The 25,360-nt window shown below is 54.3% G+C and carries 23 protein-coding genes and 1 pseudogene; all 24 read right to left on the minus strand.

The annotated features are described in order from the left end of the window. Nucleotides 1–51: 51 nt before the first annotated feature. Entirely contained in the window at nucleotides 52–1,824 is a 1,773-nt protein-coding gene (locus BRO54_RS00305; protein WP_074042749.1) for a peptidoglycan D,D-transpeptidase FtsI family protein, read from the minus strand. 106 nt (nucleotides 1,825–1,930) lie between these two features. Further along, the gene (gene greA / locus BRO54_RS00310) at nucleotides 1,931–2,407 is read right to left on the minus strand and encodes a transcription elongation factor GreA (protein WP_074042750.1); all 477 of its coding nucleotides are present in this window, start codon (nucleotides 2,405–2,407) and stop codon (nucleotides 1,931–1,933) included. A 110-nt stretch (nucleotides 2,408–2,517) separates the two neighbouring features. Further along, complete coding sequence (gene udk, locus BRO54_RS00315) at nucleotides 2,518–3,153, minus strand: uridine kinase (protein ID WP_011232026.1); 636 nt, start codon at nucleotides 3,151–3,153, stop codon at nucleotides 2,518–2,520. Between the two features lies 1 nt (nucleotide 3,154). After that, on the minus strand, nucleotides 3,155–4,423 hold the full coding sequence (locus BRO54_RS00320; RefSeq protein ID WP_011232027.1) for a peptidase U32 family protein: 1,269 nt from the start codon (nucleotides 4,421–4,423) through the stop codon (nucleotides 3,155–3,157). Between the two features lie 18 nt (nucleotides 4,424–4,441). Next, the gene (locus tag BRO54_RS00325) at nucleotides 4,442–5,371 is read right to left on the minus strand and encodes a peptidase U32 family protein (RefSeq protein WP_074042751.1); all 930 of its coding nucleotides are present in this window, start codon (nucleotides 5,369–5,371) and stop codon (nucleotides 4,442–4,444) included. Continuing rightward, a complete protein-coding gene (locus BRO54_RS00330) occupies nucleotides 5,368–6,021 on the minus strand; it encodes an O-methyltransferase (RefSeq protein WP_074042842.1) in 654 nt (217 codons plus the stop codon). Before BRO54_RS00330 ends, BRO54_RS00325 begins: the two co-directional genes overlap by 4 nt. 202 nt (nucleotides 6,022–6,223) lie before the next feature. After that, entirely contained in the window at nucleotides 6,224–7,315 is a 1,092-nt protein-coding gene (mltG, locus tag BRO54_RS00335) for an endolytic transglycosylase MltG (RefSeq protein ID WP_074042752.1), read from the minus strand. 241 nt (nucleotides 7,316–7,556) lie between these two features. Continuing rightward, nucleotides 7,557–7,862, minus strand: a complete 306-nt coding sequence (locus BRO54_RS00340) for a DUF1292 domain-containing protein (protein WP_074042753.1) — start codon at nucleotides 7,860–7,862, stop codon at nucleotides 7,557–7,559. A gap of 15 nt (nucleotides 7,863–7,877) precedes the next feature. After that, nucleotides 7,878–8,294 (minus strand): Holliday junction resolvase RuvX, encoded by a 417-nt coding sequence (gene ruvX / locus BRO54_RS00345; RefSeq protein ID WP_011232032.1) that lies wholly within the window; start codon nucleotides 8,292–8,294, stop codon nucleotides 7,878–7,880. A 4-nt stretch (nucleotides 8,295–8,298) separates the two neighbouring features. Further along, nucleotides 8,299–8,565 carry an IreB family regulatory phosphoprotein gene (locus BRO54_RS00350; RefSeq protein ID WP_015375467.1) on the minus strand — a complete coding sequence of 89 codons (267 nt, stop codon included), beginning with the start codon at nucleotides 8,563–8,565 and terminating at the stop codon, nucleotides 8,299–8,301. 67 nt (nucleotides 8,566–8,632) lie between these two features. Next, nucleotides 8,633–11,269, minus strand: coding sequence for an alanine--tRNA ligase (gene alaS, locus BRO54_RS00355; RefSeq protein WP_074042754.1), 2,637 nt, complete (start codon nucleotides 11,267–11,269; stop codon nucleotides 8,633–8,635). A gap of 318 nt (nucleotides 11,270–11,587) precedes the next feature. Further along, nucleotides 11,588–12,649: an AI-2E family transporter gene (locus BRO54_RS00360; protein ID WP_074042755.1), complete on the minus strand. Its 1,062-nt coding sequence runs from the start codon at nucleotides 12,647–12,649 to the stop codon at nucleotides 11,588–11,590. Between the two features lie 120 nt (nucleotides 12,650–12,769). Beyond that, complete coding sequence (locus BRO54_RS00365; protein ID WP_020960688.1) at nucleotides 12,770–12,904, minus strand: YrzQ family protein; 135 nt, start codon at nucleotides 12,902–12,904, stop codon at nucleotides 12,770–12,772. 11 nt (nucleotides 12,905–12,915) lie between these two features. Further along, entirely contained in the window at nucleotides 12,916–13,107 is a 192-nt protein-coding gene (locus BRO54_RS00370) for a hypothetical protein (protein ID WP_008881018.1), read from the minus strand. 15 nt (nucleotides 13,108–13,122) lie between these two features. Next, a complete protein-coding gene (locus tag BRO54_RS00375) occupies nucleotides 13,123–13,596 on the minus strand; it encodes a PRC-barrel domain-containing protein (protein ID WP_074042756.1) in 474 nt (157 codons plus the stop codon). Between the two features lie 25 nt (nucleotides 13,597–13,621). Next, the gene (gene recD2 / locus BRO54_RS00380; RefSeq protein WP_074042757.1) at nucleotides 13,622–15,982 is read right to left on the minus strand and encodes an SF1B family DNA helicase RecD2; all 2,361 of its coding nucleotides are present in this window, start codon (nucleotides 15,980–15,982) and stop codon (nucleotides 13,622–13,624) included. A gap of 18 nt (nucleotides 15,983–16,000) precedes the next feature. After that, nucleotides 16,001–16,663: a tetratricopeptide repeat protein gene (locus BRO54_RS00385; protein WP_074042758.1), complete on the minus strand. Its 663-nt coding sequence runs from the start codon at nucleotides 16,661–16,663 to the stop codon at nucleotides 16,001–16,003. Between the two features lie 87 nt (nucleotides 16,664–16,750). Further along, nucleotides 16,751–17,866 (minus strand): tRNA 2-thiouridine(34) synthase MnmA, encoded by a 1,116-nt coding sequence (mnmA, locus tag BRO54_RS00390; protein WP_074042759.1) that lies wholly within the window; start codon nucleotides 17,864–17,866, stop codon nucleotides 16,751–16,753. A 14-nt stretch (nucleotides 17,867–17,880) separates the two neighbouring features. Then, complete coding sequence (locus BRO54_RS00395; protein WP_074042760.1) at nucleotides 17,881–19,023, minus strand: cysteine desulfurase family protein; 1,143 nt, start codon at nucleotides 19,021–19,023, stop codon at nucleotides 17,881–17,883. A gap of 37 nt (nucleotides 19,024–19,060) precedes the next feature. Further along, complete coding sequence (cymR, locus tag BRO54_RS00400; RefSeq protein WP_074042761.1) at nucleotides 19,061–19,477, minus strand: cysteine metabolism transcriptional regulator CymR; 417 nt, start codon at nucleotides 19,475–19,477, stop codon at nucleotides 19,061–19,063. Nucleotides 19,478–19,600: 123 nt separating this feature from the next. After that, nucleotides 19,601–19,693 (minus strand): annotated as a pseudogene (locus tag BRO54_RS20320) (YitT family protein); the annotation flags it as partial. A 106-nt stretch (nucleotides 19,694–19,799) separates the two neighbouring features. Then, nucleotides 19,800–21,095 carry a replication-associated recombination protein A gene (locus BRO54_RS00405; RefSeq protein ID WP_074042762.1) on the minus strand — a complete coding sequence of 432 codons (1,296 nt, stop codon included), beginning with the start codon at nucleotides 21,093–21,095 and terminating at the stop codon, nucleotides 19,800–19,802. 144 nt (nucleotides 21,096–21,239) lie between these two features. Then, on the minus strand, nucleotides 21,240–22,100 hold the full coding sequence (locus BRO54_RS00410) for a TetR/AcrR family transcriptional regulator (protein WP_074042763.1): 861 nt from the start codon (nucleotides 22,098–22,100) through the stop codon (nucleotides 21,240–21,242). A 99-nt stretch (nucleotides 22,101–22,199) separates the two neighbouring features. Continuing rightward, a complete protein-coding gene (locus tag BRO54_RS00415) occupies nucleotides 22,200–25,247 on the minus strand; it encodes an efflux RND transporter permease subunit (RefSeq protein WP_074042764.1) in 3,048 nt (1,015 codons plus the stop codon). Nucleotides 25,248–25,360 lie beyond the last annotated feature (113 nt).

Genomic DNA, 25,360 nt, shown 5'->3' on the forward strand with positions numbered 1-25,360 from the left:
CTTTGGATGATGTTCGTGCTGGAAAAATGGATTCTCCTTACATTTGGTTCGTCACTTCGCTTCATTTTTGGCGCGGTCATAAGCATAAAGCGCCTCGACTGCGGCGGCGAACACATCATTCGTCGCGGCCTGCCCGCTCGGGCAGTCGAGCTCAACGACAGCGAGAGCGTATTTCGGGCGGTCGGCTGGAAAATAGCCAGCAAACCATTTATTAATGAATTCAGCGCCGCCATCCATTTTTCCTGTCTCCGCCGTCCCGGATTTGCCGGCGACCGGATACGGCAGCGAACGGAAGCGGCGGCCGGTGCCATCCTCCTTGGTGACAACGCCGCGCAAAAGCCGCTGCAACTCTTCGGCCGTCTGCGGCGCGATCGGCTCCATGTCTGAAGCCGATTGAGGCGGAAACGAAAAGAGCGTCGCACCGTTTTTATACAGCACTTTGTCAACGGCCCGCACCTTGAGCGCCTCGCCGCCGCGGGCAATCGTCGCCATCATGTTGGCGACGCCAAGCGGCGAGACGCGTACATTTTTTTGCCCGATCGCCGTTTGCGCCACCGCAAGCGGCACCCGCTTGTCGCTCGGATCGTTCCAAATCGTTCCTTTCCGTTCTTCAGGAAACTGGCGGAAATGCTCCTCATGGTACACTGCTCCTTCCCACCCGGCTGTCGGATACAGCCCGAGTTTTTTCGCATACGTTTCAAACGCATCCGGATCGTGCTCGATCAACTGCTTGCCGAGCGTGGCAAAGGCATTGTTGCAACTGACGGCAAAGCTGTCCGCTAAATCAAGCATGCCGTAATCATGCTCATCATCGCGGGTTTTGCCGTCAATTTTTCGGCTGCAGTCAAAGGTCGTCTCAAGCGAGGCGAGCCCCTCATCAAGCGCCGCGGCCGCAATGATCGTTTTAAAAATCGAGCCGGGGATTTGCGGCAGCACCATTTGGTTTTCCGCGCCGCGATTTTTATACGGATCGCGCGGATTCATATTGGGGCGGCTGACCATGGCGAGCACACTGTTTGTGTCAATATCCAGCAAAACGAGACCGCCTTTTTTCAACCCGTATCGGTCAACGATCTGCTCCATCTCTTGCTGTATGTCGCGGTCAAGCGTCGTTTGCACGGTGACGGGATAAAACGGGTTGCCCGGGTCGCTGTATTTGACATCGAGCCCAAACAGCGGCCGCCCTTCGGCGTCAACGTGATAAAGCAGCTTCGTTTCGCCGTCGGCGAGCAAAAATTCATCAAACGCCATCTCAAGCCCTTGAATGCCCACTTCAGCCTTTGGCGGCAGCGGTCGTTTCGGATAACGCTTCTTGATTAGCTCACGGTCCGGGCGGGTGAAGCCGAGCAAATGCGGGGCGTACACCGTTTCCAGCGGATATTGCTTGTTGACGGCTAAGACGCCCGGAATGCGCAAATCGTTAATTTGTTTCATTTGATTCGCGCTCAAAGCGAGCGGCTCTCCGTCCTTCTCTAAGACGAACGGGCCGTCCGCCTGCTCAAGCTGGCGGCGGATCTCTTCTTCAGAGACGCCGGCGATGCGGGCAACTTGTTCCATCGGCCATTTCATCGCCGTTAAAAACGGGAATAAGACAAGCGACGGCACGTATCGCTTCGTGAGCGGCGCGCCATTCCGGTCGACGAACGAGCCGCGCCCGTCGTCAATGATCAGTTCTTGCGTCCGCTGGGCGACGCTTTCGGCAATTAAATTATGACTGGCAAACGACTCGGCGTCAATCAGCTGGATCTGCGCCAAGCGCCCGACAAGCAACAAAAAGCCCAATTGAATGAGGGCGAGCATGGCAAGTGTTCGTTTTTTCCACATAAAGAAAACACCTCATCATCAGTGTTGACGAGGTGTTTCTATTTGAAACGTGGATGGGCGGCCATTTTCCCGATTGGCGCGCCTTTTCCTCAAGTCAGCTGCTCTTTTATTTGACGGCTACGATTTTCACAAGCATTTCCCCGCCCGGCGTTTGCACCGTCACCTCATCGCCGACGCGGCGGCCGAGAAGCGATTTCGCAATCGGCGAGTCGTTGGAAATTTTCCCTTCAAATGGGTCGGCTTCCGCACTGCCGACGATCGTATACGTCTCTTCCTCGCCGTCTGGAAGTTCAATGAACGTGACCGACTTGCCGAGCGAGACGACGTCTGGATTTTCTGTATCTTCTTCAATGATGACAGCGTTGCGGATCATGTTTTCAAGCATTTGGATGCGCGATTCGACAAACGCCTGCTCATCTTTGGCAGCATCGTACTCCGAGTTTTCCGACAAATCCCCGAACCCGCGCGCAATCTTAATGCGCTCCACCACTTCTTTCCGCTTGACCGTTTTTAAGTACTCAAGCTCTTGTTCCAGCTTCTCTTTTCCCTCTTTCGTCATCGGATACTGCTTTTCGTTCGCCATTCATCTCACTCCTCTATATATTCTGCATTATGTAAAACGTACGAACAGCAAAAACGGCTGTTCGTACGCTTACTTGTTATATAATATATTGTTTTGTCTCTGTTATGTTATTACAAAACCGCTTTTTGTTCAAGAACTGTGCGAATTTTTGCCACCATTAAATCGATGGCGACGACGTTCTGTCCGCCTTCCGGAATGATCACATCCGCGTAGCGCTTCGTCGGTTCGACAAACTGGTTGTGCATCGGCCGGACGACGGACAAATATTGCTCGATGACCGAATCGAACGTGCGGCCGCGCTCTTTAATATCGCGGATGAGACGGCGGATGATGCGGATGTCCGGGTCGGTGTCGACATATACTTTAATGTCCATTAAATTGCGGAGTCGCTCATCCTCCAAGACAAGAATGCCCTCCACGATGATGACATCCTTTGGCTCCACGCGAATGACGTCGCTTGAGCGAGTGTGCAGCGTATAATCGTACACCGGCTTGTCAATCGGCTCATAGCGAAGCAGCTTATGAATATGCTCAATCAACAAATCGTTGTCAAACGCCAGCGGATGGTCATAGTTCGTCTTCAGCCGCTCTTCAAACGGAAGATGGCTTTGGTCTTTATAGTAAAAGTCTTGCTCCAAAACAAGGATCGAGCGGTCGCCGAAATGATCGTAAATCGCGCGGGCGACGCTCGTCTTCCCCGAGCCGGAGCCGCCGGCGACGCCGATGACAACGGGCTTCTTCCCCATCTTAATTCTCCTTTCTCATCATGTTGTACGGGAAGAGAGGGCGCTTGACCTTAAATTTCACGATTTGCAGCGGATGGCGCGCCGCATCAAGCTCGTTGCCGTCTTCGTCCCAAATTTTCTCAATCACTTGGGTGAAGTTTTCAATTTCCGGACCGAAAAATTCGACTTCATCGCCCGGGCGGAAATGGTTGCGCTGTTGGACGGTGGCGATGCCCGTCTCCGGGTCATAGCCAAGCACCAAACCGGCGAATTCATGCGTCGTTTTCCGGCTGTGCGTCCCGTACATATGGTTCGTATAATCCGGGAAGCCGTCAAAGAACGACGGCGCCGTCTCGCGGTTGGCGCATTTCTCCAGCTCCCGCACCCACTCTTCGCGGATCGTGAAATGGTCTGGATCAGCGCAGTAGGCATCAATCACTTTCCGATAGACACTGACAACCGTCGCCACGTAATGGATCGATTTCATCCGCCCTTCAATTTTCAAGCTATCCACACCCAATTCGATCATCACCGGAATGGCGCGGATTAAATTCAAATCTTTCGCGCTCATCGCAAACGGGGCGTCCCCTTTTTCAAACAACGGAATTTCCCGGCCGTCGGAGAGCTGATACAAATCGTAATCCCAGCGGCACGACTGGCAGCATCCGCCGCGGTTTGAGTCGCGCGCCGTCATATGGTTGCTCAATACACAGCGGCCGGAGTAGGCGGAACACATCGCCCCATGGATGAACGCCTCGATTTCAATATCGACTTTCTCTTTGATCTGCCGGATTTCTTCTGCGCCCACTTCACGAGCGAGCACAACCCGCTCGAGCCCTTCCTCTTTCCAAAATTGGACCGCTTTCCAGTTGGTAAGCGATTGCTGCGTGCTTAAATGCACTTCAAGCTTCGGCGCCACCCGGCGCGCCGTTTCGATGATGAGCGGGTCGGCGACGATGATGCCGCAAACACCGGCATCTTCAAGCGCCCGCAAATAGTCATCAAGGCCAGGGATGTTTTCGTTATGGGCGTAAATATTGGCAGTTACGTATACTTTGGCTCCGTATCGATTGGCAAATTCGACCCCTTCGCGAATTTCCTCGATCGTAAAGTTGTCGGCGTTGGCGCGCAAGCTGTACTCTTGGCCTCCGATAAAGACGGCGTCCGCGCCGTAATGGACGGCGATTTTCAGTTTTTCCAAGTTGCCAGCCGGGGCGAGCAGCTCTGGCTTTTTCACAATGACGCGCTTGCCGTCAATGATCTCGGAGATGCGATCATTTTTTAAAAGCATGCTGCTTCCCTCCTTTTCTCAATAAATGGTCTCCTTGAAGAAAAATCCGGTGTCAATGCGGCGATGCGGCGGCTGAAGCGCTTCAACGGCCGCAAGCAGCTCCTCTTTTTCCCGTTCGTACCGCTCGCGGTCATCAGCGCATAAATCGATGGCGCGGCGGTACAGCTTCGTCACTTCGGTAATGTAGCGCGGCTCGTGCAAAATCCCGTCAATTTTAAAGCTGTCGATGCCGGCCTCGACCATGTCGCCGAGCTCATCGATAATGCAAACATCGTTCGGGCTCATAATATGCGTGCCGTTTTCGTCTTCAAAAATCGGATATTTGTTGTCGCGCTCTTTGTCGTAAAGAAACATCCCTTTTTCGTACTTCTTCCGTTCAACTTCCATCACTTTCCCTTGATATTCAAAATAGCTGCCGATCAGCGAGCGCTTCGATTGGTACATGCACATCGCGCCGTGCACTTGCACCTCGATTTCCACTTCGGCATGGGCTTTGATTTCCAAAATGGCGTCCATGTTCAACTCGCGGGCCAAGACGGCGCGCTTCGCCCCTTTCCGGCCCCAATAGTTGCACGCATACCAGTTCGTCGCTGTCGTCTCCGTGCTCCAGTGGAGCTTCATGTGCGGCGCCGTTTCTCGGACAGTCAAGAGCACCGCGGGATCACCGAAGACGATGGCATCGGCGCCGACATCAGCCAAAAACGCGACGTAGTCGCCAAGCTCGTCCACTTTATCGTTATGGAAAATGGCGTTCATCGCCACATACACGTTCATGCCGCGCCGGTGGGCGGCTTTGACGGCGGCAGCGACATCATGGCGGGAAAATTCGCCGGTAAGCCGCAAACCGTAGCGCTGCTCGCCAATGATGACCGCGTCCGCTCCGGCTTCAGCCAGCTCGTCGATATGGGCAACGCTCGTCGGCGTCACGAGCAATTCGGGTTTTTTCACTGTTCTTCACCTCGTTTTTTCGATATGGCGAGCCCATCGCCGACCGGAATGATGACCGTATCATAGTCGCTTCGACTCATGAGCCACTCATTGTAGCGGCGAATTTTTCGGGCGATGTCCCAAAGCCGTCGATTGTCCGCCGGCGCTTCGGCGGCGACGAGTCCTTTAAACAAGACGTTGTCGCTGATGATGAGGCCGCCTGCAGCCACAAACGGCTCATAGAGCGTAAAAAAGCGCTCATATTGCCCTTTGGCGGCATCAATAAACAGCGCATCAAACGGCGCGGCGGCCGCCACATCGGCCTCGACCGCGAGCGCATCGCCCAACACCGCCTCGATTTGCCGCTCGGTGTTCGTCTTTTCGATGTAAAAACGGGCGCGCTCATACCGCTCCCGGTCTTTTTCGATCGTCACAATGCGCGCATCCGGCAGCGCCTTTGCCATCCGGATCGCCGAATAGCCGATCGCCGTGCCGATTTCCAAAATGCGGCGCGGCCTGATCAGCTTCAAGATGAATAACAGCACTTCCATGCTCACCGGATCCATAATCGGTATGCGGTGCCGATAGGCGTACTGCTCCATCTCCTCAATGTCCTCATCCGGCGCCGGACGCAGCTTTTGCAAGTACGAAACAATGTCATTGGAAAGCAAGAGGAATTCCTCCCTGCCGTCAGCAAACTGAAAAGCGCTCGCCAAAGGTTGAACCACAACCCGGCATTTGCGCTTTGTCGTCATGAAAAATAAGAGCCGCAAAGGACTCTCATCGTATCCGTTGGTCTATTCAACTATACTACCACAAAACAATGGAAAAACGAAGCTGTTTCCCCTGCTGGCCATCAACTTCCGTTTTGATCTATTGTTTCCCAATATGTTTCGCCTTTTCCCGGTTATGCTCGGCCAACGTTTTCGTAAAAATGACCTCGCCGCCCGGTGTCGCCAAAAAGTATAAATAGTCGGTCGCCGCCGGTTCAAGCGCCGCTTCGATCGACATTACGCCGGCGTTGGCGATCGGCCCCGGCGGCAGTCCTTTATGCATGTACGTGTTGTACGGCGAATTGACCTGCAAATCTTTATACAACACACGCTCTTTATGTTCGCCAAGGGCGTACAAAACGGTCGGGTCGGTTTGAAGCGGCATGCCGCGGCGCAGCCGATTGTAAAACACGCTGGCGATTTTTTCGCGGTCAGCTTTTTCCGTCGCCTCTTCCTCAATGAGCGACGACATCGTCAACAGCTGATGCGGCGACATGTTTTTTTCTTTCATCGCTGCCTTATATGTGCCAAGCACAGCTGCCGTTTTCGCCACCATCGCCTCAATGATCTCAGAAAGCGGCGGCTTTTCGTCCGCAAACACATATGTCGCCGGGAACAAGTAGCCTTCCAGCGAATAGCGGATGCCTTCCCGAAAAACAGCATCAGTCAACAAATCTGGGTACTTTTTCATCAGCCGTTCGATATACGCACGATCGTTAAGCAGTTTCATAATCTGTTCTTGTTTGTACCCTGTTTTCGCGGCAATGATGTCGGCGATTTGCACCAATTGCGACCCTTCCGGAACGGTGAGCTTCAATCCGATTTTTAGCGATTTCCCCGTTTTTAACAGCTCGATGATGCGCGCCATTGGCATCGCCCGCGTCAGCTCATACTCCCCAGCCTGGAAGCCGGATTCATTTTTCCAGCGGACATATAAGCGAAACACGGCCGCGCTTTTAATGAGCCGCTTTTGTTCGAGCTGCTCGGCAATCGCCGCCGCCGATGAACCGATCGGAATCGACACATGGACCGGGGTGCGGTCATTCGGGTCGACGGGCTTAAGCGCTGAACGGATGTATAAGAAACTGCTGGCGCCGGCAATGACAAGCGCCGCCAGCAGAACAGCACAGACAATCAAGACGATTTTCCGCACAAGCCGCGCCTCTGGCGCCCTAAAATCGTTCTGTTTCATCTTTTTCCTCCTTTCACCCCGGCCATATTATACTACAAAGTTCCGCATTTTTCGCCCTTGACGGTCAAAAAATGCAAAGCCAGGGGAGGAAACGCGCCGGTCAATCGAAGCCCTTCGCAACATTTGTCGGACAAACAAGAAGATGTCTGAACCATTGCATGGAACACAACTTATCGTTTCTCAGCGCATATACGCCAATAAGAAAAGGGGCCCCGATCCTTTTGGCCCCCTCTGCTGTCCGTTATTCGTCGTCTTCGTCTTCCTCTTCCTGTTCAGCGCAAAACGTATTCCATACTTCTTCGATCATGTCCCACTCTTCTTCCGTCTCGATTGGGAGCAGTTCGCCTTCTTTGTTCTCATCCCCAGGGATGAAGGCGGAAACGTGCACTTCCGTCTCGCCGTTCTCATCTTCCGCCTCGACGCCGACCGGATAGTAAAACACATACGATTTGCCGAAATCATCCGATTCAAACGTAAACAAAATTTCGCACAGCTGCTCGTTGCCATGTTCGTCGACAACGGTAATATGACGGTCTCCGTGTTCCATGTTTTCTCCTCCAATTTATCGTTTACTGTCCAAATATGACTGCAAAATGACGGCCGCCGCCATTTTGTCGATCACTTTCCGCCGCTTTTTCCGGCTGACGTCGGCAGCGATCAACATCCGTTCGGCGGCCATCGTCGACAGCCGTTCATCCCAAAGCACAACGGGCAAAGAAAACTCCTCGCGCAATTTGGCGGCGAACCGCTCGCTTGCCTCAGCGCGCGGCCCGAGCGTGCCGTTCATGTTTTTCGGCCACCCGACGACAATCGTATCGACGCCGTACTCATCGATGATGGCGCGCAGCCGCTTTAAGCCGTAGTCGCCGCGCTCCGTATCAATGGCGATCGTCTCCAATCCTTGCGCTGTAAGGCCGAGTTCGTCGCTAACGGCAACGCCGAGCGTTTTCGTTCCCAAATCTAATCCTAGCGTCCGCATCAGGTTAATCCTTTCGTTGCCCCTGTAAATAGAATTTCACCAATTCCTCGATTAATTCGTCGCGTTCAATTTTGCGGATGAGCGCACGCGCATCCTTATGGCGCGGAATGTAAGCTGGGTCGCCAGACAACAAGTAGCCGACAATTTGGTTGATCGGATTGTAGCCTTTTTCCTGCAAGGCGTCATACACCGTCAACAACACTTCGCGAACGTTCGTCTCGGCCGGCTCCTCGGAAAAATGAAACTGCATCGTTTGGTCAAACGAGCTCACCGTTTCCACCTCGCTCCTTATTCAGGCACCCCGTCCTTTTACATCCATTGTACACGATCCGCGCCAATTAGGAAACGGATTTCACCCATGTTTCGACATAACCGAGCGCTTCGCCGACCTTGCTTGGGTCCTTGCCGCCAGCTTGCGCCAAATCCGGGCGCCCGCCGCCCCCACCGCCGCAACGCGATGCCACCTCTTTCACCAGTTTGCCGGCATGGAATCCTTTTTTCACCAAGTCGTCCGTTATTGCGGCAATCAGTTGCACTTTTCCGCCCTGGGCGGACGCCAACACGATGACCGCCGTGCCGAGCTTTTGTTTCAAATCATCAGCCATGGCCCGCAGTTGGTTCATGTCATTGGCCTGCACTTTTGCCGCCAACACCGGCACGCCGTTTACATCTTTCACTTGACGGGTGAGGTGCTCAGCTTCCATATGGGCGAGGCGGGCAGCAAGCGATTCATTTTCGCGCTCGAGCTCTTTCAGCTCGGCAAACAGTCCGTCAAGACGCGCATTCAACTCTTTCGGGCTTGTTTTCAGTTTTTGCGCCGCCTCTTGCAAAATGGCCAGCTGTTCGCTCATAAAGCGGTACGCCGCTTCCCCGGTCACCGCTTCAATCCGGCGCGTGCCGGCTCCGATACCGGATTCGGAGATGATTTTAAACAACCCGATGACTGATGTGTTGGGCACATGGCAGCCGCCGCACAGCTCGAGGCTGTAGTCACCGACTTTGACGACGCGGACGATGTCGCCGTATTTTTCGCCAAACAGCGCCATCGCGCCCATCGCCTTTGCTTCCTCAAGCGGCTTATAGAAAATGTCAACCGGGAGGCTTTTCCAAATTTGTTCGTTGACGATGGCTTCGATGCGCTCGAGCTCGTCCGGCTTCACTTGTCCAAAATGAGTGAAGTCAAAACGAAGCCGGTCCGGGGCGACAAGCGATCCCGCTTGGTTGACGTGGCGGCCGAGCACGTCTTTCAGCGCTTGATGGAGCAAATGGGTCGCCGTATGGTTTTTCACGATGCGCGCCCGCTTCGCCTCATCGACACGTGCGGTATAGCGAGCTCCTTTTTTCACTGTTCCGCGTTCGACGACAATCGCATGAAGATGTTGACCGTTCGGCGCTTTTTGCACATCTTTGACGACCGCCGTTCCGGTTTCGCCATCAAACACCCCTTGGTCGGCGATTTGTCCGCCGCTTTCGGCGTAAAATGGCGTCACATCGACGATGATTTGCGCCTCTTCACCGGCTTTCACTTCCTCGACAAGCCGCCCGTCTTTGACGATGGCGATGACCGTCGATGCGGCAACAAGCTCATCGTAGCCGACAAACCGGCTTTCATCTTTAATGTCACCGAGCACTCCGCCTTGGACTTGCATCGAATCGACATCTTGCCGGGCCGCACGCGCCCGTTCGCGTTGCCGCTCCATCTCCCGTTCGAACCCGTCATGATCGACCGTCATGCCCGCTTCCGCCGCGTATTCTTCCGTCAACTCGACTGGGAAGCCGTACGTGTCGTACAAGCGGAACACGTCTTCGCCCGGAATGACGTCGCTTCCTTGCGCTTTCGCCTTTTCGATCACTTCCGCCAATATGGCGAGCCCTTCGTGAAGCGTTTCATGAAACCGTTCTTCTTCCGTCCGGATGACGCGGGCGATGAAATCAGCTTTCTCTTTCACTTCTGGATAGTAGTCATGCATAATCTCACCGACAACCGGAACGAGCTCATACATAAACGGACGTTCAATGCCGATATGTTTCGCATAGCGCACCGCGCGGCGGAGCAAGCGGCGCAGCACATAGCCGCGACCCTCGTTTGACGGCAGCGCGCCGTCGCCGATCGCGAACGTCACGGCGCGAATATGGTCAGCGATCACCTTAAAGGCGACGTCTTTGTCCGGATCTTCGCCATACCGCTCGCCGGCGATCTGCTCGGTCGCGCGGATGATCGGCAGGAACAAGTCGGTTTCAAAGTTCGTCGGCACGTCTTGCAAAATCGAACACATCCGCTCTAAACCCATGCCGGTGTCGATGTTTTTCTTCGGCAGCGGCGTGTACGTGCCGTCCGGGTTATGGTTGAACTGCGAAAACACAAGGTTCCATACTTCCAAATAGCGGTCGTTTTCCCCACCCGGGTACAGCTCCGGGTCGTTCGGGTCGTTGCCGAACGCTTCGCCGCGGTCGTAAAAAATTTCCGTATTCGGACCGCTCGGGCCTTCGCCGATATCCCAGAAGTTTCCTTCGAGGCGAATGATCCGCTCTTCCGGCAAGCCGATTTCGTTGCGCCAAATGTTGTACGCTTCCTCATCCTCCGGATGGACAGTGACGGACAGCCGTTCCGGATCAAAGCCAATCCATTTGTCGCTTGTTAAAAACTCCCATGCCCAATGAATCGCCTCACGCTTGAAGTAATCGCCGATCGAAAAGTTGCCGAGCATTTCAAAAAACGTATGGTGGCGCGCCGTTTTCCCGACGTTTTCGATGTCGTTGGTGCGGATCGACTTTTGCGCATTGCAAATGCGCGGATTTTCTGGAATGATGCGCCCGTCAAAATATTTTTTCAACGTCGCGACGCCGCTGTTGATCCATAACAACGACGGGTCGTCGACCGGAATGAGCGATGCGCTCGGCTCGACCGTATGTCCTTTTTCTTGGAAAAACTGTAAAAACATGCGCCGCACCTCGGCAGATGTCAGCTTTTTCATGATGATCCTCCCCTTTCGTCTTTTATATAAAAAAACTCCCATCCCCTGCAGGGACGAGAGTCGTGCTCGCGGTACCACCCTGTTTATGGGCCAAAAACGCCCATCACCTCTTTGGCCGTAACGCAGCCTTGCGTCAGGTTTTGCCTGCGCTCCGGATTAGCCTTCTGTTGCCCTTCATCTGGAATTTCTTTCAGCCGCGGAAATTCCTCTCTGTGCGCGAGCTCGCGCGTTAAGATGGACTGCAACATACTCGATCCGTCATCGCGTTATGTATTCGCTTTTTTCATTGAAAGATTATAGACAAGCAGCAGCTGTTTGTCAATGTGGGGCGTAATGCTCTTTCCAATGAGCGATGGCCACTTTCAGCACCGCCGCCGTCGGAACGGCGAGAATGAGGCCGGGCACGCCGGCGAGCTCACCGCCGGCAAAGAGGGCGAGCATAATGACCAGCGGATGCATATGCACACTTTTGCCGACGATAAGCGGCGACAAGACGTTCCCTTCTAAAAACTGCAAGGCAAAAATGATGACAAGCACGATCACGACCATTTTCAGCGAGACGGTGGCAGCCAAAATGACCGCTGGAACGGCGCCGATCAGCGGGCCAAAATACGGGATGATGTTCGTCACGCCAATGACAAAGCCGAGCAACAGCGGATAATCCATGCCGGCAAGCCACAGGCCGAGCGCCGCTGCCAGACCGATCGCTGCACAGACGAACAGCTGGCCGCGGATGTAGCCGCCGAGCGACTCATCGACATCTTTTAAAAACGCCATCCCTGGTTCGCGCCATCGCTTCGGGGTCATATACCAGACCGCCTTTTTTAGCACGTCGATATCCTTCAACATATAAAAGACGATAAACGGAATCAAAAGAAATGTTGCCGCCGAACCGATCAACGCCTTGGCGGCATTGATCGCCATCGTGACGGCGGCGGCGGCCGCCTGCTCAAACTGCGCAAACATCGCTTCGATGCGCGTGTGCACCTCAAGCGGCCAATTCGACGTCTCGTCGTGGATGTGGCGCACCCATTGGCGGTATGTATTCATCAAAGACGGCAGCTGTTCATCCAGTTCACGCAACTGGGCGATGAATAGCGGCACGCCGCGGTACAAGCCGTAGCCGACCGAACCGAAAAACAACAAATAAATCAACAAAATGGCAAGGGCGCGCGGCATTCCTTTGCGATGGATGGATTCCACAAGCGGGTAGAGCAAATACGTAATAAACGACGCCAGCAAAAACGGCGTCAACACCGTTGCGATCAAATCGATGACCGGCCACCAAACGTCTTTCATCCGAACGATCAAATAGATGATTGCCGTCGTGAGCAACCATTTTCCGATGCGAAAGAACGACAGCCATTGTTGCTCGCCCATCGCCACACCTCCTACCGTTTAGTGTAGGAGATGCGGCGGGAAATATGCCTTCACCGCTTTTAGCACTATTTGACAACCACAAGGCGCCGCCCCCGCGCAAAGGCGAGGGCGGCAGCGTCGTCAGCGGATCGCTTGCATCAAGCGGCGGCGCATCCTCCGCATCGTGCGACCGTTCATCCAATCGTTTCGTTGGGCGAGCTGATAAGCGGCGACGCCTAATCCGACTGCTAACAGCGACGTCATCGTCCGGTTCATGCGTGTCCCCCCTAAAATTGGATCGTGCGTTCGTGGTCGTCAAACAAGTCGTCAAGAGAACTCAACGTTCCGTCTTCTTCCACTTGATGGGCGTGGATCATTCCTTTCGAGACGGACAGCTCAATAAAGCAATCCCAGCAGTAGTACTGGTTGACACCGATTTTCCCTAAATTTTTTCGTTTGCAATTCGGGCAAATGAGCATGGACAGCCACTCTCCTTACATCGTTGTTTCCACGGTGACCACGCCTTCTCTGGCGGTGAACGGAGCGAGCTCCATTCGTTTCTTTCCTTCGGTCAAATCGGAAAAAAATCCCTCGCTGATCTCGTATCCGTCAATTTTGCCCAATTGCCCGTCAAAATATACGTCCTCCAACAGTCCGATCGTTGTTCCGTCCGCGGCGACAACCATGCTGCCGGCGAGGCCGCGTTCGCCGTAAAGAGAGTGGCCGCTGTCAGGAGAAGGAAACGGCTGGAAGCTGTCTGCATCACAGATGATGACTCGGTCGTTTTCGAACGACTGCACGGCTGAAAGCGGCAAATAGCGGCGGCGGCCGAACAAGCCGCCCCGTTCCGCGACAAGCCCTTTGACCGCGCCGTGGCTGGTAAACCAAATGTCAGCGATCGTTCCGACCATTTTTCCCGTCGTTTGCTCATAAATGGGAAGTCCCTTGATGTCGGAAAACGTCCGCATCGTTCTCCCACCTTTCCAGCCACCTTTAGCTTGGCTCATCGCCCATAAAGTCATACGGCGTAACGTTTTCCATCCCCATGTTCGCCTCTTCAAGCGGCAGTTCGACCTCGACAAACGGTGCCACCGCCTCCGCCAGCTTCTCAGCGAGCGTCGTCTGACGCGCTCCGTCGCTTTGTTTTGCGACGCCGAATCGAAACGCCTCCTCTTCGCCGCATAAAATGAGAAACTGTTTGCTTCTTGTCACCGCGGTATACAACAAATTCCGTTTCAACATCCGGTAATAGCTTTTGACGACGGGCAAAATGACGATCGGGAACTCGCTTCCTTGCGCCTTATGAACCGAACAGCAGTACGCATGGGTGATTTGCCCTAAATCTTGCCGTGTGTACGTCACTTCAATGCCGTCAAACGAGACGACGAGCAAGTCTTGCTTTTCCGTATTTTCTTTGGCGTAAAAAATGGCGACGACTTCGCCCATGTCGCCGTTAAAAACGTTGTCTTCCGGCTGATTGACAAGCTGAAGCACCTTATCGCCGACGCGGTAGACGACCTCACCGACCGACAGCTCCCGCTTTCCCTCAGCCGGCGGGTTGAACAGCTCTTGAAGCGCTTTGTTCAATTGGTCAATGCCCGCTGGACCGCGGTACATCGGGGCGAGCACTTGAATATCTTTGACGGAAAACCCTTTTTTGCGCGCGTTGTCAGCGATTTGCCGCACGACATCGACGATTTGGCTCGCACGGCAGCGAATGAAGGAGCGATCCGCCTTTGGAGCGGTCAAATCGGCCGGCACGACGCCGCGCTTCATCTCATGAGCAAGCTCGATGATCGATGATCCTTCCGCCTGACGGTACACCTCGGTCAACCGAGCGAACGGAATAACGCCTGAGCGGAGCAAGTCTTTCAGCACTTGCCCCGGCCCGACGGATGGCAATTGATCCTCATCGCCGACGAAAATGACTTGCATGCTGTTTGGCACGGCTTTTAACAGCTGGTTGGCGAGCCACGTGTCGACCATCGACATCTCATCGATGACAAGCAGCTTGCCGGAAATCGGTTCGTTCTCGTCGCGGCTGAACCCTTCCGCCCCATTCCAGCCGAGCAAGCGGTGGATCGTCGCCGCTGGCAGCCCAGTCGCCTCGCTCATCCGCTTCGCCGCCCGGCCGGTCGGCGCGGCCAGCAGCACCGGAAACGGCTCGCCCTGTTTGTAGTCAGCCGGGTCAAGCGACAGACCGTTTAGGGCGGCGAACAGCTCGACGATGCCTTTGATGACCGTCGTTTTCCCCGTTCCCGGGCCGCCGGTCAAAATAAACAGCGGCGAAGAAAGCGCCTGTTGGATCGCTTCCCTTTGCTGGGGGGCATATTGCATGCCGAGCCGTTCCTCAAGCTCCCCAAGCGCCAACAAAAACTCCGACTCGGCAAACGCCGACGGCGGCGTCTGCCCGAGCAGCCGCTTAATGTTTGAGACGATCCCTTTCTCGGCGAAGTAAAGCGAAGGGAGATAATAGCGTCCTTGCTCGGCAATCAGCTTCCCTTCCTCGCTTAACATAAGAAGCGTCTGGCCGATCGCTTGTCCATCCACCGCACCGCTCGGCCTTCCGTCAAGCAGCCCCCCGATGCGGTCCATCAGCTCTTCCTCGCGCAAATAAACGTGCCCTTCCTGCAAGCACGCCTGCTCAAGGACAAACAACGAGGCGGCGCGCAGCCGGGCCGGATGGCTGCCGGAAATGCCGAGCTGGCGCCCGATTTCATCGGCGCGGCCGAAGCCGATCCCTTCGATATCCTCAACGAGCTGGTACGGGTTCTCGTGGATGATGTCAATCGCTTCTTCGCCATACGCTTGGTAAATTTTCATGGCCAGCTGCGGGCCGAAACCGAGCTGGGCGAGGGCGATCATCGTTTGCTCAAGCCCTTCGTGGGCGCGAAGCGCATCGTACAGCTGCTTCGCCTTTTTTTTCGTCAGCTTCGGCACACGCTCTAGCGCCTTGGGGTCGCGCAAAATCGCGGCGATCGCGTTTTCGCCGAGCGCCTCGACAATCGCGGCGGCCGTTTTTTTGCCGATTCCTTTAAACAAACCGCTCGATAAATAATGAATGACTCCTTCTTTCGTGTTCGGAAGCTGTTTACGGAACTGACTAGCCGCATATTGGCGGCCAAAACGCGGATGTTGGCGGAATTGTCCGTAAAAGACGTAGACGTCCCCTTCGTTTAAACGCGGGAAATAGCCGGTGACGACGACTTCCTCCTCAACGGGCGCTTCGTTCGTTTCCTCAACGCGCACGCGGACGACCGTGTACAACGTTTCCTCATTATGGAAAATAACAGCCAAGCACACTCCTTTAATGAACGTGCGTCCGTCAAGGGCGAGGATTTGTTGCTCTTGCAACAGCCATCTCCTGCCTTTTTACGGCGCAAGCCGCTTTTCCATCAGTTTCTTTCCGTATCCGGCAAGCACGTGATCTGGCTTAGCGTCCAAGGCGGCGGCAAACATGGCGCGGGCGGCATCAAGGTCATCTTTGTATGCATAAATGACGCCTAAATTGTAGTACGCATCAGCGTGGCGCGGATGGAGTTCCAACGTTTTTTCGAAATAGCGCTTCGCCTCATCGACATAATCGAGAGTGGCGAGGCAAAGGCCAAGCTGAAACAGCGCTTCGGCGTCCGTCTCGTTCAGCTCGGCCGCGCGCTGCAAATACGGCAGCGCCAGCCGCGGCATCTCGAGCCGCCATAGCGACATGCCGAGCATAAAATGCGTATCGGCATCGTCAAGACCAAGCCCCAACGCGCGCTCAAACATATCTTTCGCTTTCGCGAACTGCTCACGCTTATAATACACTGTACCCATGCCGTAATACGCGGCCGCCGCCCGCTCGTCAATTTTCAGCGCCTGTCGGAAACAGTCAAGCGCCTTCTCGTCTTCACCGGCAGCAACGAGAACCGTGCCGATGTTAATGTACCCGGCCGGATCGTCCGGATGCTGTTCGACCGCAGCGGAAAAACAGCGGATGGCTTCCTCATACTTCCCCTCGCGCATATACGCCAAGCCTTGTTCGTTGAAATTGGCCACCGCCCATCCCCCCTGATTCAACGTGATTTTCAAGCAACGGCCCCCAGCCTAAAGCCTGATTGAAGATCGTGCGCACCGGCACATCCGTCAACCAACATACCAAAGCTTTTCGCCGTTGCGGAACACTTCGTCGATCGTGCCGCCGCCGAGGCATTCCTCGCCGTTGTAAAAAACAACCGCCTGCCCCGGCGTCACCGCCCGCGCCGGCGCATCAAACACGACTTCCACCCCGCCGTCCGGAAGCGGGTGGACCGTTACGCCGACATCGGGCTGGCGATAGCGAAATTTCGCCGTGCAGCGGAACGGCGCTTCCGGCTTGCGGTCAGACACCCAGTTGACATCGACCGCTTTTAGCGAGGTGGAATACAAATATTCGTTTTCAAACCCTTGGGCGACATACAGCACATTTTCGCGCACATCTTTGCCGACGACAAACCATGGTTCACCGTTGCCGCCGATGCCAAGGCCGTGGCGCTGGCCGATCGTGTAATACATGACGCCGTCATGCCGCCCTTTCACTTCGCCATCGAGCGTTTTCATCACTCCCGGCTGGGCCGGCAAATAATGGCTCAAAAATTCTTTGAAATCACGTTCGCCGATAAAACAAATGCCGGTGCTGTCTTTTTTTCCAGCGGTGGCGAGCCCGGCTTCTTTCGCAATCCGGCGCACGTCCGCTTTCTGCAAATGGCCGATCGGAAACATCACTTTCGACAGCTGGGCTTGACCGAGCTGGTTTAAAAAGTATGTCTGGTCTTTGTTCGGGTCGGCTCCGCGCAGCATTTTATATTCGCCATCGCGAAACTCGACGCGGGCGTAATGGCCGGTTGCGATGTAATCGGCGCCGATCGACATGGCGTGCTCTAAAAACGCCTTGAACTTAATTTCTTTATTGCACATCACATCCGGGTTCGGCGTGCGCCCGGCTTTGTACTCGTCCAAAAAGTACGTAAACACTTTGTCCCAATACTGCTTTTCAAAGTTGACCGCATAATACGGGATGCCGATTTGGTTGCAGACGCGCACGACGTCTTCGTAGTCCTCGGTCGCCGTGCAAACGCCGTTTTCATCAGTGTCATCCCAGTTTTTCATAAAAATGCCGATCACATCATACCCTTGTTCTTTCAACAGCAGCGCGGCGACCGACGAGTCGACCCCGCCGGACATGCCGACGACCACGCGCGTTTCGTGCGGCGCTTTGTTCATACTGTTTCACCCCCTTAGCAGTTTGTAAGCCGCTTGACGATCTTCACCGTTTCTTCCGCGGCGCGCTCGATTTGTTCCATCGTATTGCCGAGCCCGAAGCTGAAGCGCACAGACGAACGGATGCGCTCCGACTGCCTTCCGCACATCGCGACAAGCACGTGCGACGGGTCGATCGACCCGGCGGTGCATGCTGACCCGCTCGAGGCAGCGATGCCGGCTAAATCCAAGTTCACGAGCAGCGATTCGACATTCGTTCCCGGGAAGGCAACATTCAAAATATGCGGCAGGCCATCCGGGCGGCCGTTGACCGCATAGTCGATCCCTGAGGAGCGGAAAATCGCAAGCATCGCCTCGCGCCACGCCGCATATTGCCGACGTTTCTCTTCTCTTGTTCGCTCAGCGATTTCCGCCGCCTGCGCCAAGCCGATGATGCCGGGGACGTTTTCCGTGCCGGCGCGCCGCTTCCGCTCTTGTTCGCCGCCGAAAAGGAGCGGAGTGATGCGGACCGTTTCCCGAACGTACAAGGCCCCGCTTCCTTTCGGGCCGTTGATTTTATGAGCTGAAAGCGACAGCAAATCGATCCCGTATTCATTCACATCGATCGGAAGAAGCCCGTACGCCTGGACGGCGTCGGTATGGAAATAGGCCGGGTGATCGCGAAGCAGCGCCCCGATTTCGCGAATCGGCTGGATCGTGCCGACTTCGTTGTTGGCAAACATGACCGACACCAAAATTGTCTCATCGCGCAGCGCGGCCTTGACATCCTCGACCGATACCGTCCCTTGTTCGTCAACTGGCAAATACGTAACCTCAAACCCTTGCGTCTCTAAATATTCACAAGCGCGCAGCACCGCATGATGCTCGATGGCGGTTGTAATGATATGGTTGCCGCGGCCGCGGTTCGCTATGGCCGTTCCGATGACCGCAAAGTTATCCGCTTCCGTGCCGCCGCTTGTAAACACGATCTCCGTCTCTTTCGCCCCAATCGAACGGGCGACAACGGCCCTCGCCTCATCGACCGCGCGGCGGCTCTGCCGGCCAAAATGATGGATGCTTGACGGGTTGCCGAACTGTTCCGTCATCCACTGGACCATACCGGCCGCCACGTCCGGATGGACCGGGGAGGTTGCCGCATGGTCCAAATAAATCCGTTCCAACGGTCATTCTCCTTTCCTTTCCTTTCCTTTCTGTTGCTTAAATATAAAACATATATGCCCCTTCATCCCCATCGCTATACTTCGCCAAGTCCTCGAGCGTCGTGCTGTCGAGCACTTCCTCGACCGCATCACGGATGCGAATCCATAGCTCGCGCTTCGCCGGCTCTTCCTCCTCGAGCTCCTCGACCGGGGTCAGCGGCCCCTCCAACACGCGCAAAATGTCGCCGGCGGTGATTTTCGTCGGATGTTCAGCGAGCACATAGCCGCCATACGCTCCGCGGATGCTTTTGACGAGCCCGGCGTTGCGCAGCGGCGTGACAAGCTGCTCCAAATAATGTTCCGATAAATTGTTCGCCTTGGCGATCGAGCGAAGCGAGATCGGACGATCGCCGTACTTTTTCGCCAATTCAATCATAATGGTCAGCCCATACCGGCCTTTCGTCGAAATCTTCATTCATATCCCTCCTAACGGCTTAACCATTGCACGCGAACGCTGGTCGTCCCAAGCAAGCGGCCCGTCATTTTCCGGCATTGCGGCAGCGCCAAACCGACAATCGAACCGATCGTCACACAAAAAAAGAGCGTGCTTTCGTTGCAGCCCGATATGAAGAACATCCCACGGCGCGCAGCCAACATCGGCCTTAATCGTCAAGACAATGCCCAACGACATGACGAGCGAACCGGCAAAATCAATGCCCCAGCGCAGCCATGGGAAACAAGCGCCTCCTCTGTTCAGTCAATCACTTGTGTTATTATACCATAAAAGCCTCTTGCGTTCACGGCCCAACCTTGCCCTCTTGTTTCAATTGCTCAAGCCGCCGGTACACCTTGGCGTAATATTTTTCCTCGCCATGCTCTTTCGGCTGGTAGTACCGGACGCCTTGAAGGCCATCGGGCAAATAAGACTGCGCCACCCAGCCGTTTGGGTAGTCGTGCGGATACAAGTAGCCTTGTCCATGCCCGAGCGCGGCCGCCCCTTTATAATGGGCATCTTTTAAGTGGGCAGGAATATCGCCGAGCTTGCCGGAACGGACATCGGCAATAGCAGCGTCCAGCGCCTTGTAAGCGCTGTTGGATTTCGGGCTTAAACAAAGTTCGATCGTCACTACCGCAAGCGGAATGCGCGCTTCCGGCAGCCCGAGACGTTCCGCCGCTTCGACCGCCGCCTGCACTTTCACGCCCATCATCGGATTGGCAAGTCCGATGTCTTCATAAGCCATCACAAGCAGTCTCCGGCAGACAGCCGCCAAGTCTCCGCCTTCAAGCAGACGGGCCAAATAATGAAGCGCGGCATCGGCATCGCTGCCGCGCACGCTTTTTTGAAACGCGGACAACAACGAATAATAATGATCGCCATATTTGTCATGGGTGAACCCGCGGTTTGCGGTGCATGAAGCCACGATGCCCTCATCAATATACAAGCGGCCGTGGCGTTCATCGGCCGCCGCCACCGCCGCCTCCAGAAGCGAAAGCGCGACGCGTGCATCCCCGCCGGCTGCCTCCGCAATGCGCCATAACAACGGCTCATCAATGACAACCGGTGGCTCGCCGACCCCTCGCTCCGGATCAGCGAGCGCCCGTTTCAGAATGATCATGAGGTCGTCCGTCTTGAGCGGTTTCAGTTGCTGGATTTGCCCGCAGCGGCTGCGGATGGCGGGATTGACCTCGTGAAACGGGTTTTCCGTTGTGGCGCCAATCAAGGTCACGAGCCCGGATTCCAGATGCGGCAATAACACGTCTTGCTGCGCTTTATTCAGCCGATGGATTTCATCGATAAATAATATGACATTGCCTGACCAACGCGCCGCTTCGGCTGCTTCTTCGATCTCCTTTTTGCCGGCGGCCGTCGCATTGAGGGCGACCCATTCGCGCCCGGCGGTGCGGGCAATGGCGTAAGCGAGCGATGTCTTCCCGGTTCCTGGTCCGCCATACAACAGCATGGACGGGACATACCCTTTTTTGATCATCTTATAAAGCGGCGTCCCCGGGCCGATCATGTGCTGCTGCCCGACGATTTCATCGATCGTCCGCGGCCGCATTCGCAGCGCGAGCGGCTCCGTCGTTTTGGGCATGCCGATCCCTCCTTAAGCTGGATGCTCTGTTTAGCAGACACCATTCAAGGCTAGTGATCCATTGGGCTTGAATGGGCGGTTGCGGCTGGAATGAGAGGAACGCTCCCAGCCATCGGCGCCTCCCCGCGGGGAAAGCGGGTTGCTTTACTCAAAATAGCGTTCAATGGCCTCCTTCAACTCATTGTACAGCGGAAGCGAGTGTTTCGCCAAATAGAGCAAGAGCGCTTCCACCATAAACGGCCTAGCCGCCTCCCCTTTCTCGATCTCTTCCTTCAATAAGTGCAGCGAGCGAAGAATGTCGTCTTCAACCGGATGCATCGCCGCCATGCGCTCTAAACAGCTGATGGCTCGTTCTTTCCATTGATTCCGCTCTTGGGTCGCCGCAGCAATGTAATCCGCCATCATCGTTTCATCGAGCAACCCCGTCTTGCCGTCAAGCAGGCTGGCAACGATGGCATCAAGCCGATCGAGCAAGAATGGGGCAAGCTTCTCAGGAAGCAGCGGCTTTCGGTCTACCGCCAAGTAAATCAGATACTCTTTCAGCATTCCGTTGAGCATCGCCGCGCAATCAAACGAAACCGGACGCACTTGTTCGCCGTATATGTCTTCAATCGCCCGGCGATACCAGTGGAGCGTATGGGCGCGGATGCGAAACACCAGATGCTTCACCTCATGGCTCACCTTCACGGCTTGTTCGCCCAACTGCATTTGCACCAGCTCTTTATGTTCGTCAAACAGCTGGATTTGTACAGTCAACTGGCGGCAAAACCGCTCGCGCGCGGTTAAGGCGGGATCAGTCTCGATTTGTTTAAGCTGCTGAAACAGCATTTCATAATGATAGCGGAAAATCGATACGGCCAACTCTTCTTTTGATTTGAAATAATTGTAAATCGAACCTTTGGCTACACCGCTCCGCTCGGCAATTTCCTGCATGGAGGTGGCGTGATAGCCTTTTTCGGCGAATAATTTCATCGCAGTTGCAATAATATCCTCTTTCCGTCCCAATGTTTTCTCCTTCCTTACCCCATCATTTATTGTCCATTATAGTCGATCGTACAATGAAAAAAAATGCCGGACGGCCCGTTATCCGGCCATCCAGCCCTGTCATTTCGCCATCGGTTCGCCTTTTGCCGTCCGGAAGAAAAACGCCTCATACATCGCAGGAATGAACACAAGCGTCAATAACGTCGACGACGTCAGGCCGCCGATGACCGTGATTGCCAGACCTTTGGAAATCAAGGTGCCGGCTTCATTCGTCAGCGCAAGCGGAATGAGCGCTGTCACGGTCGCAAAGGCCGTCATTAAAATCGGCCGCAGCCGCGTTTTGCCGGCTTCAATGATGGCGCTTCGCACCGTCATCCGTTTTTGTTCGCGGTTTTGCCCGATTCGGTCCACCAACACGATCGCATTGGTCGTCACAATGCCGATCAGCATCAACAAGCCGATCATGACGCTGATGGAAAGCGGCTCATCGGTCACATACAAAGCGAACAGCGAACCGATGGGAACAAACAAAAGCGAAGATAAAATGATCAGCGGCACCCGCACTTTGCCAAATGTAATCAGCATCGTCAAATACACAAGTCCGATGGCAGCCGCCATGGCCACGCCGAGCTCGCGGAACGTCTGCACCGTCTCGTCGCTTCCGCCGCCCGTTTTCACTGTGACATCGGATGGAAGCTTCAAATCGTTTACATGTTTGGTAACATCATTCGTTACTTTCTGGATGTTGTCACCGACAATTTGGGCGGATACGCGGGCAAACACTTTTCCGTCCAGCTTTTGAATGGATGTATACACTTGCGCCTCTTTCACTTCGGCGACAGCCGAAAGTGGAATCACTCCATTTCTCGTCACAATAGGAAGCTCTTTCAACTCATCGATCGATCCCAACGTTTTATCATACGAAAGTTCGACTTGCTCATCCTTGCCGCCGAGTTTCAGCGTCCCCACATCGACCGGTTTGGTCGCATCGGCCACCGCCCCGAGCAATTGCATGCCCGAAACGCCATAAGTTGCCGCCTTTTCCGGATCAATGGCGACAATCACTTGTTTTTGCTTTTCCGTCAAGTTATTCGTCACATCTTTGACATCATCGCGCTGTTTTAAATACGTCTCGACCTGTTTGGCTGCTGTTTGGAGCGCCTCCAAATCATTGGAGTATAAATCAATATTCACGTTATTATTCGTTGGCGGCCCTCCGCTCGACATCTCTTGCACGCCCACTTTGGCTCCTGGCGCGAGTTGATTCGCGATGCGGCGCATTTCTTTTTCGAAAACGGCCACGGTTTTCGCGGTGTCAGCGCTGTCCTTTAATAGAATATAATAGCTGGCTTGATTGGGCCGTTTCAATCCTGTGCGGAAATCGCGGCTTCCCACCGCGGCGGTGACGCTCTTGACATCGCTTCGTTTTAAAAACATCTTTTCCATCTCCAGCGACACATCATTCGTTTTGGCCACCGATGTGGAAGCTGGCAGTTCGATGCTCGCCACCAGCGTTTTCTGCTCTTCGTTCGGCAAAAACGTAAATCCAAGTTTCGGCACGAGCGCCAATGAACCAACCAATAGCACAACCGACAACACAAAGACAATCGCTTTATGGTTGAGCGCCCATTCAATGATTCGGCCATACAGACGCTGAAGCGCTCCTTCCTTTTCCTCGGGCGGAACACGACGAAACGAAAATTTGGCTAAAATGGGCACAAGCGTCACGGCCACCAACAGAGAGGCCAGCAGGGCAAACGTAATCGTCAAGGCAAATGGAAGGAAAAATTCCCCTGTAATGCCCCCAACAAGCCCGAGAGGCAAAAAGACGACAACCGTTGTTATGGTCGAGGACACAATCGCTTTGACAATTTCTTTCGTTGATTGCTCGACTAAATCATCGCTCATGCCTGTTTTCTCCCGGCGGACGCGGCGGAAAATATTTTCGATCACGACAATGCTGTCATCCACAACGCGGCCGACGGCGACGGCCATGCCGCCAAGCGTCATGACATTGAGGGTAATGTCCATCCGGTTGAGAAAAATGGCCGATACAAGCAGCGAGAGCGGAATCGAGACGATTGCAATCACGGTCGCCCGAACGTTGCGCAAAAAGAGCAATACGGCCAACGAAGCGAACAGCGCCCCGAGCAGCCCTTCACGGACAAGCGATTCGACGGATTGTTTAATGCCAGCTGACGAATCAAACCCGATGGAATAATCAAACTGATTTTTGTAGGAATTCAGCACTTTTATGACTTGGTCTGCCACTTCAATCGTATTGGCATCTTGTTTTTTCGTCACCGCCATCGACAGCGATGGCTTCAAATTATAGCGGGTGAATTCGCTTTGCTCGTTGACTTCCTCAATCGTCGCAATATCCCCCAACTTGACGGGCGCAACGCGCTGCAATCCATTTGCCGCCATAGGAACAGCCGTCGGCACGAGTTTCAGATTTTTCAACTCATGGATGGTACTCAATTTTTCTTCGACGCGAACCGGAATTTGCCATGTATCCGTTCGCAGTGTTCCAGCCGGGAACACCAACACCTTTTCGTTGATTTGGTTTTTAATCTCTGACAAGGTCAATCCCGCCTGAGCGGCCTTTTTCCGGTCGACTGTGATCCGGATGAGGCGCTCGCTGTCTCCGCCGATCGAAACGGAGTTCACCCCGTCGATTTTATTCAGTTCTGGAATCACTTCGGTTTCCAGCAACGTTTGCAGATCGGTTCCGTTTTTGGCGAACAAGGAAATGTTGAAAATCGGGATGGAACCAAATGAAAACCGATTGACTTCAGTTTGTACATTGTCGGGCAATCCTGCCTTATCAATGAGCGATTCGACCTGCCGCTCCATTTTCTCCATATCCGTCCGAAACGGAAATTCAAGATTAATAACGGCCATTCCTTCATAGGAAGAACTCTGCATTTGCTTAAGCCCGTCAAGGGACTTCAGTTTTTCCTCGAGCTTAGTCGTCACTTCCTCATTCATGTCTTGCGGAGAAGCCCCAGGATAGACCGCTTCAATCGACAACTGGGGAAATTCAATGTTCGGCAGCAAATCAACCTTTAAGGAGGAAAAGGAATACAGCCCTAAGAGCAACAACAAAAACGAACACACAAACACGGCTGCCGCATTTTTCAAACTGAACCTAGTCAAAAACGTCATCGTGCCACCTCTCATCCTACGATTTTGACCAATCAGTCTAATTATTTTGAACTGACCGGTCATACAAAACTACTTCTATAATACATGAAAATGGGAAAAATGAAAAGGGAGAA

The sequence above is a fragment of the Geobacillus proteiniphilus genome, from assembly GCF_001908025.1.
Lineage (GTDB): Bacteria > Bacillota > Bacilli > Bacillales > Anoxybacillaceae > Geobacillus > Geobacillus proteiniphilus.